The organism is Reyranella sp., assembly GCF_044224635.1.
GTDB lineage: Bacteria > Pseudomonadota > Alphaproteobacteria > Reyranellales > Reyranellaceae > Reyranella.
On sequence record NZ_JBGAKA010000013.1, the window covers coordinates 65,664 to 80,074 of the forward strand.

Annotated in this window: 11 protein-coding genes; 2 read left to right on the forward strand and 9 right to left on the reverse strand. The window is 67.0% G+C overall.

What is annotated here, in order from left to right:
* Window positions 1–45: 45 nt before the first annotated feature.
* The 8 genes from ACILR9_RS14120 to ACILR9_RS14155 form a co-directional block, all read right to left on the reverse strand.
* The gene (locus ACILR9_RS14120) at window positions 46–1,737 is read right to left on the reverse strand and encodes a hydantoinase B/oxoprolinase family protein (protein WP_395710570.1); all 1,692 of its coding nucleotides are present in this window, start codon (window positions 1,735–1,737) and stop codon (window positions 46–48) included.
* On the reverse strand, window positions 1,734–3,818 hold the full coding sequence (locus ACILR9_RS14125; RefSeq protein WP_395710571.1) for a hydantoinase/oxoprolinase family protein: 2,085 nt from the start codon (window positions 3,816–3,818) through the stop codon (window positions 1,734–1,736). Before ACILR9_RS14125 ends, ACILR9_RS14120 begins: the two co-directional genes overlap by 4 nt.
* 15 nt (window positions 3,819–3,833) lie before the next feature.
* Entirely contained in the window at window positions 3,834–5,216 is a 1,383-nt protein-coding gene (locus ACILR9_RS14130; RefSeq protein ID WP_395710572.1) for an aminotransferase, read from the reverse strand.
* Window positions 5,217–5,311: 95 nt separating this feature from the next.
* Window positions 5,312–6,982, reverse strand: a complete 1,671-nt coding sequence (locus ACILR9_RS14135; RefSeq protein WP_395710573.1) for an AMP-binding protein — start codon at window positions 6,980–6,982, stop codon at window positions 5,312–5,314.
* Window positions 6,983–6,996: 14 nt separating this feature from the next.
* A complete protein-coding gene (locus ACILR9_RS14140) occupies window positions 6,997–7,752 on the reverse strand; it encodes an enoyl-CoA hydratase/isomerase family protein (protein ID WP_395710574.1) in 756 nt (251 codons plus the stop codon).
* A complete protein-coding gene (locus tag ACILR9_RS14145) occupies window positions 7,752–8,669 on the reverse strand; it encodes an NADPH:quinone oxidoreductase family protein (protein ID WP_395710575.1) in 918 nt (305 codons plus the stop codon). Before ACILR9_RS14145 ends, ACILR9_RS14140 begins: the two co-directional genes overlap by 1 nt.
* 307 nt (window positions 8,670–8,976) lie before the next feature.
* Window positions 8,977–9,816, reverse strand: a complete 840-nt coding sequence (locus ACILR9_RS14150; RefSeq protein ID WP_395710576.1) for an alpha/beta fold hydrolase — start codon at window positions 9,814–9,816, stop codon at window positions 8,977–8,979.
* A gap of 10 nt (window positions 9,817–9,826) precedes the next feature.
* Window positions 9,827–11,407, reverse strand: a complete 1,581-nt coding sequence (locus ACILR9_RS14155; RefSeq protein WP_395710577.1) for an ABC transporter substrate-binding protein — start codon at window positions 11,405–11,407, stop codon at window positions 9,827–9,829.
* A 124-nt stretch (window positions 11,408–11,531) separates the two neighbouring features.
* Here ACILR9_RS14155 and ACILR9_RS14160 point away from each other — a divergent pair, with 124 nt between their 5' ends.
* Window positions 11,532–12,551, forward strand: a complete 1,020-nt coding sequence (locus ACILR9_RS14160; RefSeq protein ID WP_395710578.1) for a LacI family DNA-binding transcriptional regulator — start codon at window positions 11,532–11,534, stop codon at window positions 12,549–12,551.
* Between the two features lie 153 nt (window positions 12,552–12,704).
* On the opposite strand, the gene ACILR9_RS14165 is transcribed toward ACILR9_RS14160, so the two are convergent.
* Window positions 12,705–13,697 carry a Bug family tripartite tricarboxylate transporter substrate binding protein gene (locus tag ACILR9_RS14165; protein ID WP_395710579.1) on the reverse strand — a complete coding sequence of 331 codons (993 nt, stop codon included), beginning with the start codon at window positions 13,695–13,697 and terminating at the stop codon, window positions 12,705–12,707.
* A gap of 256 nt (window positions 13,698–13,953) precedes the next feature.
* Between ACILR9_RS14165 and ACILR9_RS14170 the strand changes: the two genes are divergently transcribed.
* A complete protein-coding gene (locus ACILR9_RS14170; protein ID WP_395710580.1) occupies window positions 13,954–14,361 on the forward strand; it encodes a VOC family protein in 408 nt (135 codons plus the stop codon).
* The last annotated feature ends 50 nt before the right edge of the window (window positions 14,362–14,411 follow it).

The following is a 14,411-nucleotide window of genomic DNA, read 5'->3' on the forward strand; positions in this document are numbered from 1 at the left end:
GTTCGCAGGGCCAGATGTCCCACCCGAAGCCTCACGGGCTTCCAGCTACGATCGATAGCCGTACTTGGCCTTGGCGAAATCCGGCGTGACGTAGCCGTCGGCGATGTCCTCGGCGATGGCATCGCGCCGCCGTTCGCCCGCCGGACCGTAGCCGCCGGCACCCGACAGCCGATAGCTCACGACATCGCCCTTGCGGATCTCGCGAACCTCCTTCGAGCCCAGCGGCTCGGCGTTGCGCTGGGGATTGAGGATCGTCTCGGCCTTCGCCCCCGACTCGCCACCTGCAAGCCCATACGGCGCAAAGCGATGGCGGTCGCCGAGCAGCGACAGCGTGGCCGTCGAGTTCAGCAGCTCGACATCCTTGCGCAGGCCGCAGCCGCCGCGCCACTGGCCGGCGCCGCCGGTGTCGGCAAGCAGCTCGAGGCGGTGCACCAGGACGGGATTGTTGGTCTCGTGCACTTCGACCGGAATGTTGGAGCAGTTCATCACCGGACTCAGCGCCTCGGCGCCGTCGCGACCGGCACGGCCGCCGTAACCCGCCAGGCCGAGGTCGTACATGACGAAGGCGCGTCCCGTGCGATCGTCGATGCCGCCGATGTTGGGATTGCACCAGTGCGAGAAGGCGCCCATCGCCCGATTCGGCAGCGCCTGGGCGATGGCGCCATTGATGGCGTCGAAGATGCGGACCTGCACCGCCGCGCGGCCGCCCGACGGTGCCGGGAAGCGTGGATTGAAGAACGAGCCTTCGCGCGCCGTTACCTTGATCGGCCGCATGTTGCCTTCGTTCTGCGGCTGCAGGGCATCGCAGAACACCTTGATGGCGAAGATCGCGTAGGCGCGCGTGTAGTTGATGTAGGAATTGATGGCGGCCGGAACTGCATCGGACGAGCGCGAGAAATCGACCTCGACACCGCCCTGTCCGTCGAACGTCACATCGACGGCGATGCGGATCGGATCGGTGCCCGGCCCATAATCGTCGAGATGATCCTCGAACGAATATCTGCCCGGCGGCACCTTCGCCAGGGCCTGGCGCATGGTCTCCTCCGAGCGGTCGAGGAAGATGTCGTAGGCCCGCTCGAGCATGGCCGCGCCATGGTCGCGGAAAAGCTGTTCCAGCCGCGCCGCCGCCGTGCAGTTGGCCGTATGCTGCGCCAGCAGGTCGCCGCGCACCTTGTCGGGCATCCTGACGTTGCCCAGGATCAGCCGCAGGATGTCCTCCTGGACCTCGCCCTCGCGCACGAAGCGGACCGGCAGGATGCGCAGCCCCTCCTGGAACGCCTCGGTGATGCCGTGCACCTTCTGCGAGCCGGGCGCCGCGCCGCCCATGTCGACCTGATGCGCCGAGCAGGCGACGAGCCCGACGAGCGTGCCGTCAACGAAGACCGGCATGACCTGGAACGTATCGGGGAAGTGGCCCGACCCGAGAAAGGAATCGTTGAGCAGGATCGAATCGCCGGGTCGCAGGGTCTGTGGCGGAAAGTACTCGAGCGCATGTCGCGCGACCGCCGGCATCGAGCCGAGATGGCCGGGGCTGAAGTTGCCCTGGGCGACCAGCCGGGCGTTGCGATCGAAGATCGCCGTCGAGAAATCGTCGCCCTCGCGCACGCCTTCCGAGAACGCGGTGTGGCGCAGCGTGACGCCGAGCTCCTCGGCGATCGACATGAGAGCGTTCCAGATCACTGTAAGGGTGATGGGATCGATCGCCGCTTTCGCCCCAGTCATGCACGATTCCGTCATGCACCGCCTCCTTCGGACGCGACCTCGATCCGTAGATTGCCCGCCGGGCTGATCCTCGCCGTCTGACCGGGGAGGACAATGGCGGTGCAATCCGGATCCTCGACGATGGCCGGCCCGCGGATGCTACCGCGATTGGCCAGGGCCTGGCGATCGACCACGTGGGTTTCGACATACCCGCCGGCTTCCGGGAACCACGCCTGACGCACCGACTGCCGGCCGGCGCCGCCGCCGGCCACGGCACCTGCCAGTCCGAGCGTGCCGCGTCGCGCGGTCGGCACCGTCGCCACCAGGGTCCAGTCCACGGCCTCGACCGCGGCGGTCGTCTCCGACCAGCGATGCTTGCGGGCGTAGGCGGCATGAAAAGCCGCCGCCGCGCGGCTGGCGTAGCCGGCGCCGATATCGCCATCGGGCAGATCGACCTGGATCTCGAAGCCCTGTCCGGCATAGCGCATGTAGGCGTAACGCGACCAGCGGATGTCGCCGCCACCGAGATGGCGCAGCTCACGCTCCGACTGATCCTGCAGACCGGCATAGATCGCCGCGATCGTCGCATCGCCGGCGTCGTCGAGGCGCAGGATGCGCGTGACCGAGACGTCGAAACGTCGATCCGCCTGCAGCAGGCCGACCGCCGAGCCGACGCCGGCGCCGAGCGGCACGATCACCGTCGGGATGCCGATCTGGCGGGCAAGCCGCGCAGCGTGCAGCGGGCCTGCCCCGCCGAACGCCACGAGGACGCACTTGCGCGGGTCGCGGCCCTGCTCTACCGAGACCAGGCGCATCGCATGCTCCATGCTCTTGGTGGCGATGAGATGAGCGCCCCAGGCCGCCTCGCCGATTCCGATCCCGAGCGGCTCGGCCAGAGCCTGCGAGATCACGCGCTTGGCAGCGGCGCCATCAAGCGGCATTGCGCCGCCGTTGAAGTATCCCGGGTCGACGTAGCCCAGCACGACGTTGGCGTCCGTCACCGTCGCGTCGGTGCCGCCGCGACCGTAGCAGGCGGGACCCGGTTCCGATCCGGCGCTTTGCGGACCCACGATGATCATGCCCGCCTCGGCACGCACGATGCTGCCGCCGCCCGCGCCGATCTCGATCAGCTCGAGGGCGGGCGCATTGATTGGCAGGCCGCTGCCCTTCTTGTAGCGGATCGGATCGACCTCGAAGCTGGGCGCAATGGCCGGCTGGCCGTCGTCGACCGCACCGAGCTTGGCCGTCGTGCCGCCCATGTCGAAGGTCACGACCTGGCCGAACCCTTCCTCGCGTCCAACGGCGGCACACATCAGCACGCCGGCGGCCGGGCCCGATTCGACGATGCGGATCGGATAGTTGCGCGCCAGGTCCGGAGTCATCAGCCCGCCCGACGACTGCATGATCAGGAGATCGCGCCGGTAGCCGCGCGCGGCCAGCGCCGCCTGCAGACGCTCGACGTAGCGTCCGACCAATGGCTTGATGTAGGCGTTGACCACGGTCGTGTTGGTGCGCTCGTACTCGCGAAACTTGGGCGACACCTCCGACGACAGCGACACCGAGATCTTCGGTGCCCGCGCCAGGATGCGGTCGCGGATGACGCGCTCGTGCTCCGGATTGGCATAGGAATGCAGGAGGGAGACCGCCACGGCATCATGCCCGGCGGTGCACAGCGCATCGACGGCAGCATCGACCGACGCCTTGTCGATCGGTGTCAGCACCTCCCCGGCATACGACGTGCGCTCGCGCACCTCGTAAATGTGCCGGCGCCGCAGCAGGGGCGCCGGCTTGTCGATGTACAGATCGTAGGTCTCGTAGCGCTTCTGGCGACCGATGATCACGATGTCGCGGAAGCCTTCCGTCGTGATCAGGCCGACATGGGCGCCCTTGCGCTCGATGATCGCATTGGTCGCCACCGTCGTGGCGTGCAGCACCGTCTCGACATCGCCCAGCGCCAGGCCGGCCTGGCGCAGGACGGCATCGATACCGGCCAGCACCGCGTCCTCCGGGGAACGCGGCGTGCTCGGCACCTTGAGAAACCAGGCGCGCTCCGTCGCCTCATCGTGCAGCACGAAGTCGGTGAACGTGCCGCCGATGTCGAACGCGAGATGGATCATCTCCCCGATGGCCGCTCAGGCGGCCAGCCGATGGACCTCGGCGGCCGTGTCGTCGAGTGTGCGGCCAAGGCGCTGCAGCAGCTCGCCGACCTCGTCGCGGGTGATGATCAGCGGCGGCGACAGCGCCAGGCGGTTGCCGATGACGCGCAGGATGAGGCCGTGCTTCTTCGCCATGCGGTCGGCCACCGCGCCGATCTGCACCTCGGCCGGGAACGGCCGGCGCGTCGCCTTGTCGGCCACCAGCTCGAGGCCGGCGATCAGGCCGACGCCGTTGACGTGGCCGACGATGGGATGGTCAGCGAGCTTGCGGATCCCCGCCAGGAGATCGGGGCTAACGTCGCGCACGTGGCCCACGATATCGGTCTCCTCGTAGATCTTGAGCGCTTCGAGGGCGACGGCCGTGGCCACCGGATGGCCCGAGTAGGTGTAGCCGTGGGCGAAGTTGCCGAGCTTGTCGCTGGCGACCAGCATGGCCTGGTAGATCTTCTCGTTGACCAGCAGGGCCGAGACCGGCTGGAAGGCGGCCGACAAGGCCTTGGCACAGGACAGCATGTCGGGCCTGAGGTCGAAAGTCTGGCTGCCCCACCAGTTGCCGGTGCGGCCGAAGCCGCAAATCACCTCGTCGGCAATGAACAGCACGTCGTATTTCTTGAGAACGGCCTGGATCTTCTGGAAGTAGGTGCGCGGCGGAACGACCGCGCCGCCGGCGCCCATCACCGGCTCGGCAAAGAAGGCGGCGACCGTCTCCGGCCCCTCTTCGACGATCAGCTTCTCCAGGGCCTCGGCCATGCGCGTGGCGAACCCTTCCTCGCTCTCGCCCTCGAGGTGATTGCGATAGAAGTGCGGGAACTCGGTGTGGCGCATCATCGGCAGCGGGATGCCGAAGCTCGCATGCATGTCCGGCTTGCCCGACAGGCTGGCGGCGGCGACCGTGTTGCCGTGGTAACCTTGGATGCGCCCGATGATCTTCTTCTTGTCGGGCTTGCCGATGGCATGGTGGTAGTACCAGATCAGCTTGATCGCCGTATCGTTGGCTTCCGATCCCGAGCACTGCAGCAGCACCTTGGACATCGGCACCGGCGCCAGCTTCAGCAGCTTCTCGGCGAGGTCGATCGTCGAATCGTTCGAGACGCTGCGATAGGTCTGGTAGTAGCCCAGCCGCCGCATCTGGTCGTACGCGACGCGCGCCAGCCGCTCGTTGGCGGCGAAGCCCAGCGAGGCGCACCACAGGCCGGCCGAGGCATCGAGCGCACGCTTGCCTTCGCTGTCCTCGACCCAGATCCCGTCGCCCTTGGCGATGATGCTGGGCCCGGTCTCCTGGTGCGTGCGCGGGTTGGTCTGCGGATGGATGTACGAGGCGATGTCTCGGGCTTCCGGCGAATTCGGCATGAAGGTCATAGGTGGCTCCCTCGGTTGTGCGCAGTTCCGCACATTTCGACGCGGTCTGCCAGAAGCAAAGGTCCCTCGCTGCGCTCGGGATGACAATATTGGTGTCATCCCGAGCGCAGCGAGGGACCTTTGTCTTCTGCTGATCGCTCATTGACTGCGCTTGCCAACTCCTGTCGCAGACCCGGCTTGTGGATCTTCCCGGTCGCCGTGCGCGGGAACTCCGCTGCGGCCCGGACGACCAGACGCGACGGAACCTTGTAGCTTGCCAGCCGCTCACGACAGAAGGTGACGACCGCGGCGGTGTCGTTCGTCGCCCCGTCGCGCAGCTCGATCGCCGCGGCGACGGCTTCTCCCTTCGCTGGGTCCGGCACGCCCACGACGTACGCTTGCACCACATCGGGATGCTGCATCAGCACGTGCTCGACCTCGAGCGGCGCGACATTGACACCGCCCGTCTTGATCATCTCCTTGAGGCGTCCGCGGAATCGGACACGTCCGTCCGCCTCGATCGAGCCGAGATCGCCGGTCAGGAAGAAGCCGTCGCGGTCGATGGCTTCGGCGTTGGCTTCCGGCGCCTGGTAATAGCCCGGCGTGATGCGGCCCCGCACCGCCAGCTCGCCGACCTCGCCTTGCGGCAAGGCCTGTCGCGTCACCGGGTCGACGGCGCGGATCGTCATGCCGGGCAAGGGCAGGCCCTGGCGCTCGAGGCGCATCTGCAGCGGCTCCTCCGCGTCGGTGACGGCGCAATTGCCATAGGTCTCGGTCGATCCGTAGACATTGCACAGCTTGTCGGCACCGAGCGCGCGCATCGTCAGCGCGATGTCCTCGGGCGGGCCGATGGTGAGCCCGGTGCGCATGGCGCCGAGGCGACGCCCGGGATGGGCGGGATGCTCCAGCAGGGCGCGCGCCATGTTGACCATGCCGTAGTAGACGCTGCAACGCTCGCGCTCGATCAGGGCCAACGTCTCGCCCGGCTCGAAGCTCTCCTGGAGCACAGCACAACCGCCATGGGTCATGATCGCCGGCAGGGCGTTGGCCGAGCCGAACGACCAGAACAGGGGCACGGCAAGCCACAGGCGGTCGGTGGCTTGGAGATGCATGCGCTCGCCGATCTCGAAGCCATTGTCGATCAACGGCCCGTGGGCCAGCGTCACGCCCTTGGGCGCCGCCGTCGAGCCCGACGTGTAGAGGATGTAGCAGAGATCGCCCGGCGCCACGGCGGCCTGCGCCGCCGCCAGCTGCGCCGCATCGACTGCCGTCGCGCGGGCCAGGAACGCCGACGGCGTGAGGGCCGCGGCCGGCACCGGACCATCCAGCACGACGACGGTGCGCAGCGCCGGCAGCTTCGCGCTGTCGAGAGCGCCCGCCGTCCCCTGCTCGAGCTCGGGGCAGAGCGCGACGAGCGGCTCGAGAAAGCGGCGGCCGCGGAACCCCGACAGCATGATCAGCGTCGAGGCGCCGCAATGCTCGAGCGACCAGACGAGCTCGCGCGGCGTCGAGAAGGTGCTGATGGCAGCGACGATCGCGCCGATCTTGGCGCTTGCCAGCGCCGCCACGATCCATTCGATGCGGTTGGAGACGACGAGCGCCACGCGATCGCCATGGTGCACACCGCTCGACAGCAAGGCGCGCGCGAACTCGTCGACCCGGCGCTTCAGGGTGGCGTAGTCGAGGCGCTCGTCGGCGAACACGACGGCAGGGCCCGCAGGCGTGCCGGCCGCCAACGCGTCGACCAGCTCGCCCAGGGTCCGGCTGCTCGGTCGCGCGCTGGCCATGGCCTGCCGAAGGCTCACTTGTAGCGCGGCTGGCGCTTCTCGCGGAACGCCGCGACGCCCTCGGCGAAATCCGGGCTGGCGCGCACGGCGTCGCCGAGCTGCTGCTCCAGCGCCTCGCGCGTCTGCGCATGGTCGGCGATGGTGGCGCTCACCTGCCGCTTCACAGCCTGCACCGCCGAGGGGCTGTTGGCCGCGATCATCTCGGCCGTGGCGAGTGCCCACTCCATGAGCTTGTCCGCCGGCACCACGCGGTTGACCAGCCCGAGCCCGGCCGCCCGCTCGGCATCGATCAGCCGCGCCGTCAGCAGCAGGTCCATGGCGTGGACGTAGCCGATCTGCTGCATCAGCTTGATGGTCGAGCCGCCGAACGGATAGATCGACCACTTCACCTCGGTCAGGCCGAAGCGCGCCTTGGGCGTGGCGGCGCGGATGTCGGTCGCCAGCATCAGCTCGACGCCGCCGCCGATGCAGTCGCCGTTCACCGCAGCGATGATCGGCTTGGGATAGGAATCGTTCTTCAGCAGGGCATGGCTGACGACCTTTGCCATCTCCGGCCCGGCGGAAAGATCGCCGCTGACGTCGGCGCCGACCGTGAACGCCCGCTCGCCGGCACCGGTCAAGATGATGCAGCGGCAGTCGTCGCGCTCGAGCTCGTCCCACAGGCGCCCCAGCTCGGCCAGCATCTGGCGCGTCATGGCGTTGAGACGCGGCTGGTTGTCGATGGTCAGGATGGCGATATGCCGGCCGTGCCGGGTGAGGCGGATCTCCATCACGGGGCCTCCAGCTCGATCACGACCTTGCCGTGCGCGCGCCGCTCGGTCAGCAGGTGCAGGGCCTCGACCGTGCGCTCGAGCGGCAGACGATGGCTGATGCAGGGCTTGAGCTTGCCCTCGCCGTACCAGCGGAACAACGCGTCGACGGAGCGCTTGAGCTTGTCCGGCGCGTTCCAGCGGAAATAGCGCAGCGACGATCCCAGGGCCGAGCGATGCTTGACCAGCAGGCGGTTGGCCGGGATCTGCGGTACGCCGCCGACAAAGCCGATCAGCAGGATGCGCCCGCCCCAGCCGAGCGACGACAGCGCCGCATCGAACAGCGGACCGCCGACCGGATCGAAGCAGACGTCGGCTCCCTTGCCGCCGGTCAACGCCATGACCCGCTCGGTGAGCGGCTCGTCGGCATAGTTGATGGTGTCGTCGGCGCCGTGCGCCTTGGCAAGCGCGAGCTTCTCCGCGGTGCTCGCCGCGGCGATGACGCGGGCGCCCATCGCCTTGCCGATCTCGACGGCTGTCAGGCCGACGCCGCCCGCCGCGCCGAGGACGAGCATGGTCTCGCCCGCCTCGAGGCGTCCCTGCCAGCGGATGGCCACGTCACTCGAGATGTAGGCGATGGGAAACGCGCCGGCCTCGGCGAAGCTCATGCCGGGTGGAATGCGCCAGGTTTCGGCGGCCGGCGCGACGGTGTACTCGGCGAGGCCGCCGTAGGCCAGGATCGCCATCACCTTGTCACCCGCCGCGAGGCCTTTCACGTCGGCACCGCACGCCGTCACGGTTCCGGCGGTCTCCAGCCCCGGGCTGAACGGCAGCTCGGGCTTGGTCTGGTAACGCCCGGCGACCATGATCGAATCGGCATAGTTGACCGCTGTCGCCGCGACCTTGATCAGGACCTCGTCGGGTCCGGGCACGGGCATCGGTGCGTCTCCGAGCGACAGCTCGTCCACCTTGCCCCATTGACGACAGATCAGCGCGCGCATGCCGGCGATGATGGCGGACGGAACTCGACGACAGCAAGCGGATTGTCGGTTGCCTGTCGACAAGTGGAAAAGTCTCTCGCTGCGATCTTCTCATTCTCCTCCCCAGCTTCGCTGGGGAGGTGTCTCGGTAATCCGAGACGGAGGGGTCATGAGCAGCGGGACTGGGGTCTATGACCCCTCCGTCGGCGATTACGCCGACACCTCCCCAGCTTCGCTGGGGAGGAGAATGAGAGAGGTCCGCCCGTCACACGTTCTGGCAGGATTCGACGAACGCCATCAGCTCACGGTTGAACCGCTCAGGATGCTCGGCGAACGGTGAATGACCGCAATCGTCGAACCATGATTGCCGGGCGTGCGGGATCGCCTTTGCGGTTATGTCGACGGCGCCCGGCAGCACCACGTCGTCGTTGCGGCCGTGCGTGATCAGGACCGGCACGCGCACCTTGTTCAGCGCGACGATCGTCGGCGCGGCCTCGGTCGACCAGCCGCCGATCGCGCGGCGCACCGCGGCGGGCACGCGCATGTTGTAAGCCACCACGCGCAAGAACGCGGCCGCCGTAGGCTTCCGGCGGTAGCAGCCATCGGCGAACTCGATCGCCGCCTCGATTTCCTCTTCGAGCGTCTGGCCATCCGGTGGCCGTTTCGGCGCCCCAGGCCCGCGGCAACTCGGATCCTCGATCACCTGCGAGGCAACGAAGTTGATGCCGGCGAGCCGGGCATCGCCGTGGACCATCAGATACTGCCGGATCACCCGACCACCCATCGACCACCCGGCGAGGACGGGACGTTTCAGCCGCTTTGCCTCCAGCACAGCGGCAATGTCATCGGCCCACGCCCGACTGCCCTGGTAGGCCGCCGGATCTGTCGGCTGCTCGGAGGCGCCATGCCCACGTTGATCGAAGGCGACGATCCGGTAGCGCGCGGCGAGCGCGCTGCGAATCTGCGGCATGAAGCAAAGATGAGACTGCGCAAAGCCGTGGATGAGAACGACTTCCGGCCCGGCGGGATTGCCCCATTCGTAGACGGCAAGCCTTGTCCCATCGGGGGCGCGCACGCCGCCCCCGATCGCCTTCACCGAAGTCATGCCGGCAACCTCAGGTCTTCTCGATGTTCCACAACACTGTCACCGGAGCCTTCAGCCAGCCGACCACGTTGGCGCGTGCCGCGCCCGGCCCATACCACATGCCGAGCCAGCCATACTGCGCCTGATCGAGCGCCCGATTCTGCACCGCCGCGGCCAGCGCCTTGGACTTGGCCGGATCGGTCTCCCGCGCGTAGGAATCGCGCAGCTTCTCCATTTCCGGGTCGTTGGGCCAACCGAACCATGCCTTTTCAGGATCGGCGACCATCCAGTTGGCCGAGATCGGGTTCAGGATGTCGGCGGCGATGGCATAGGTATGAAACACGCTCCAGCCGCCCTTGTCGGCAGGGTCCTTCTTGGTTCGGCGCGTCACCACCGTCTGCCAGTCCATCGACTGCATGTCGACCTTGAAGCCGCCCTGCTCGAGCAGTGACTTGGTGACGGGCGCCGTATTGGTCAGCACCGGCAAGGTGGTGGACTGCATCAGCACGGCTGGCGTGCCGTCGTAGCCGGCCTCCTTCAGAAGCGCCTTCGACTTCTCGAAGTTCGGCTTGGTCAGCAGGTCGCCCTGGATCTCGACGCCGTTCGGTGTTCCGCAGACGAAAGCGGCAGTGCAGACCTTGTAGTATTGTTGCTCGCCCACCGTCGCCTTGAGGTAATCTTCCTGGCGCATGCACAGCAGTGCTGCCTGGCGGACCTTGAGATTGTCGAACGGCTTGGTCAAATGGTTGAAGCGGATGCAGAATTGCTGTCCGAGCGGGTTCCAATTGACCGTCTGCACACTCTTGTCGGCCTTGAGCAGGGGCAGAAGGTCGTGCGGGACATTCTCGATCATGTCGATCTCGCCCGCGATCAGCGCATTCACCTGCTGCGTCGGATCGGGCATGTCGACGAACTCGACCCGGTCGACCTTGGCGACCTTGCCGCCGGCCAAGGCCGAGGCAGGCTCGGACCGCGGCTTATACTTCGGGTTCCTGACATAGACGTGCTTCTCGCCGGGCTTGGACTCGGCGTTGACGTAGATGAACGGCCCCGAGCCGACTTGGCTGTCGATCTGCTTGAACGGGTCGGTGCTGGCGATCCGCTTGGGCATCATGAAGGGCACAGTGGACGATGGCTTGCCCAGCGTATCGAGCACCAGGCCGTACGGCTCCTTGAGCTTCAGAGTGAAGGTTTTCGCATCGACCGGCGTCAGTGCGGCGACGAATTCCATCAGCTTCTGCCCCATCGCGTCGCGCGCCTGCCAGCGCTTGAGCGAGACGACGCAATCCTCGGCCGTGACCGGCTGGCCGTCGTGCCATTCCAGTCCGTCGCGCAGGGTGAAGGTCCACAGCGTCTTGTCGGGCGAGACCTCGTACTTGTCGACCATCTGCGGCTGTATTGCGCCCTTCTCATCGGTCGCGAACAGCGTGTCGTAGATCATGTACCCGTGGTCACGGGTGACGTAGGCGGTCGTCCAGATCGGATCGAGGATCGTCAGATTGCCATTCTGCACGAAGCGTAGCAGCTTCTTGTTCTGGGCACCCGCCACGCGCGGCGCGAGCGCGAGCGCGGCACTGCCCGCCGCGAAGGTGCGGCGATTGATCTTGATCATTGTTTCCTCCCAAGCCTTTCGATAGCAACGACTTTGCAATCGTTTCCAGGAGACTTGCCGGCCGGATGATCGGAGTCAATAGTTGCGGTCAAATGAAGAGGAAAACGTTTCCAGGATGAGTGTCGTGACGATCCGAGACGTTGCCCGTGCGGCCGGCGTTTCGCTGAGCTCGGTATCGCGGGCGCTCAACGGCGGCAAGAACGTCAGTGCCCGCGTCGCTCGCGACGTCGCCGAAGCGGCCGACCGGCTGGGCTATCAGCCCGATTTCCTGGCGCGCGGCCTGCGCACGCGCACCACCGGCATGGTGGGCTGCCTGGTCTCTGATGTCGCCAATCCGCTCAACGCGACGATCGTCAAGGCGGCGGAGGCGCGCCTGCGCGAGGCCGGCCATTTGCTGGTCGTCGCCGGCACGGCAAACGACCCGGCACGCGAGCGCGCCGCCGCAGCCCAATTCAGGGGACGTCGCATGGACGGGATGCTGGTCGCGCCCGGCAGTAGCGCCAATGCCGAGGTGTGGCGCGAGATCGCCGCTGCGGGCACGCCGGTCGTCATCCTCGACCGCGATCCGCTGTACGAAGGCAACGACGCGCGTTGGCCGGCCGTGATGGTCGATCATCGCGCCGGAGCCAAGGCGGCGACCCGCTACCTTACCGGGTTGGGTCATCGGCGCATCGCTCTCCTTACGGCAGACGCACGCATGCGGCCCAGTCGCGAGCGCATCGCGGGGTTTCGCGAGGCTTTCGCCGAAGCAGGCCTCGACTCCCAGAACGCCCAGCTCTGCATCCAGAAATCACCGATGGATTTCGCGCAAGCCGACACGCTGGCCCTGTTGTGCAGCGAGGCGCGACCGACGGCGATCATCGCCCTCGGCACGCGCATCCTCGCGGGCGTGCTGCGCGCTGCCCGTGACCTTGGCCTGTCCGTTCCGCGCGATCTCTCCGTGCTGTCGGTCGGCGACACCGATCTCGCCGCCGCCTACACGCCACCGATCACGGCGCTGCGCTGGAGCCTCGACGATGTCGGGCGCGCTGCCGCCGAGTTGCTGCTGCAGCGACTGAGCGGCGATGTCGGCGATGCGCAATCGCGGGCTCTGCTGCCCGTCGATCTCGTCCTGCGCGAGTCCTGCGCGGCTCCGGCGGCATGATCATTCTCCTCCCCAGCTCTGCTGGGGAGGTGTTGGGCAGGACGATCAGATCGGCCTGCGCCACCGCCTTCTCCTCGGCGACGCCCCCGATGTAGTCAGGCGATCGACGAGCGACGCGAGGGCGGTTCGTGCCATGGAATTCCCTGAGCTTTGTCACTGGGCCTGGACACCCGCGGCCGTGATGACGGCCTTCCAGCGGGCGGTCTCGTCCTTGATGAAATTCGTGGCGTCGGTCCGGCTGCCACCTACCGGGATGGCGTGCAGGTTCTTCAGCTGCTTGAGGAAGTCGGGCCGCGCCATCACCTCGTTGGTGACGCGATTCAGCGTGTCGAGGATCTCGACGGGGGTTCCCTTGGGGGCGGCCAATGCGTACCAAACGATGGCCTGGAACCCCGGCAGGCCTCCGGCTTCCTCGATCGTCGGCACGTTGGGGAAGTCCTCCAGTCGCTCGCGGGTCCCCACGCCAAGCAGCTTTGCCGACCCATCGGTGACCGACGCCACGTAGCTCGGGATGTTGTCGACCACGAGCTGGACGCGTCCCGCCGCCAGGTCGAACCGGGCCGGCGCCGCGCCCTGATAGGGAACATGGACGATATCGACCTTGGCCATGTTCTTCAGCAGCTCGAGCGAGAGGTGCCCCGAGGTGCCGATTCCGGCCGACGCCCCGTTGAGCTTGCCGGGATTGGCCTTGGCGTAGTCGATCAGCTCCTTCACCGAGTTGGCCGGAACGTCCTTGTTGACGATCAGGGCATTCGGGAATTTCGCGACGACGACGATCACGTCGAAGTCGTTCGGCGCGAACGGCATGGTCTTGTAGAGAAAGTGATTGGTGACGAACGCGCCGGGATTGGTCAGCAGCAGCGTGTATCCGTCCGGCCTGGCATTGGCGACTGCCTCGGCGCCGATGTTGCCTGCCGCGCCGGGCCGATTCTCGACCACGAACTGCTGGCCGAGCGCCTTGGAATATTCCTGCGCCAGCAGGCGTCCCAATGCGTCCGTGATGGCGCCTGCCGACCACGGCACGACGATCCTGACCGGCTTGTCCGGCCACGCTGCATGAACGGGTGCCGAATGCCCCAGCCACGCGATCGCAAGGACGACAGCAGCGACAACGAACAAGGCCAAGCCACGCACGAATCGAGTCATTCATTCCTCCCATTGCCGGACCTTTCAGCGAAGGCCTTCTGACCGTGAACCATAGGTGTGGGCCGGCTGGCGGAGAATCGAGCTGACCAGATCGAATTCGCATGCTGCTATAAGACAACGACATTCAACTCCGCGGCGGGACGCCTGGAAGCGACCGCGTCCGAAAACCGCGAGCCCATGCCCTGCGCCCGTGGCAGCCTTGCGGTCCAGCGAATGCCGGCCGATTCCGGCGATCCCCTGTTCGAGAGGAATAGCGATGACCCTGTTGCTCAATATCGACGTGCCCGATGTCGAGAGCGGTGTGCGCTTCTATGCGACGGCGTTCGGCCTCCAGGTCGGCCGTCGTTTTGGAACCGACTTCGTCGAGCTGCTGGGATGGCCGGCGAAGGTCTACCTGCTGACCAAGCAAGCCGGCACCATCGGTGCCGGCGGTGATCGTCGGCGCTACGAGAGGCACTGGACACCGGTCCATGCCGACATCGTCGTCGACGACGTCGACGCGGCCGTCGAGCGGGCGGTTGGCGCCGGCGCGAAGCTGGAGGCGCCAGCGAAGGACACATCCTATGGACGGATCGCCATGCTCGCCGATCCATTCGGCCATGGCTTCTGTCTCCTGCAGTTCAATGAGCGCGGCTACGATGCGCTTCTCGAGAGCACGGCTTGAGTCCGGTTCGGCCCACCGTCAGGCTGAATCCGCATGCTGCTATAAGCCAA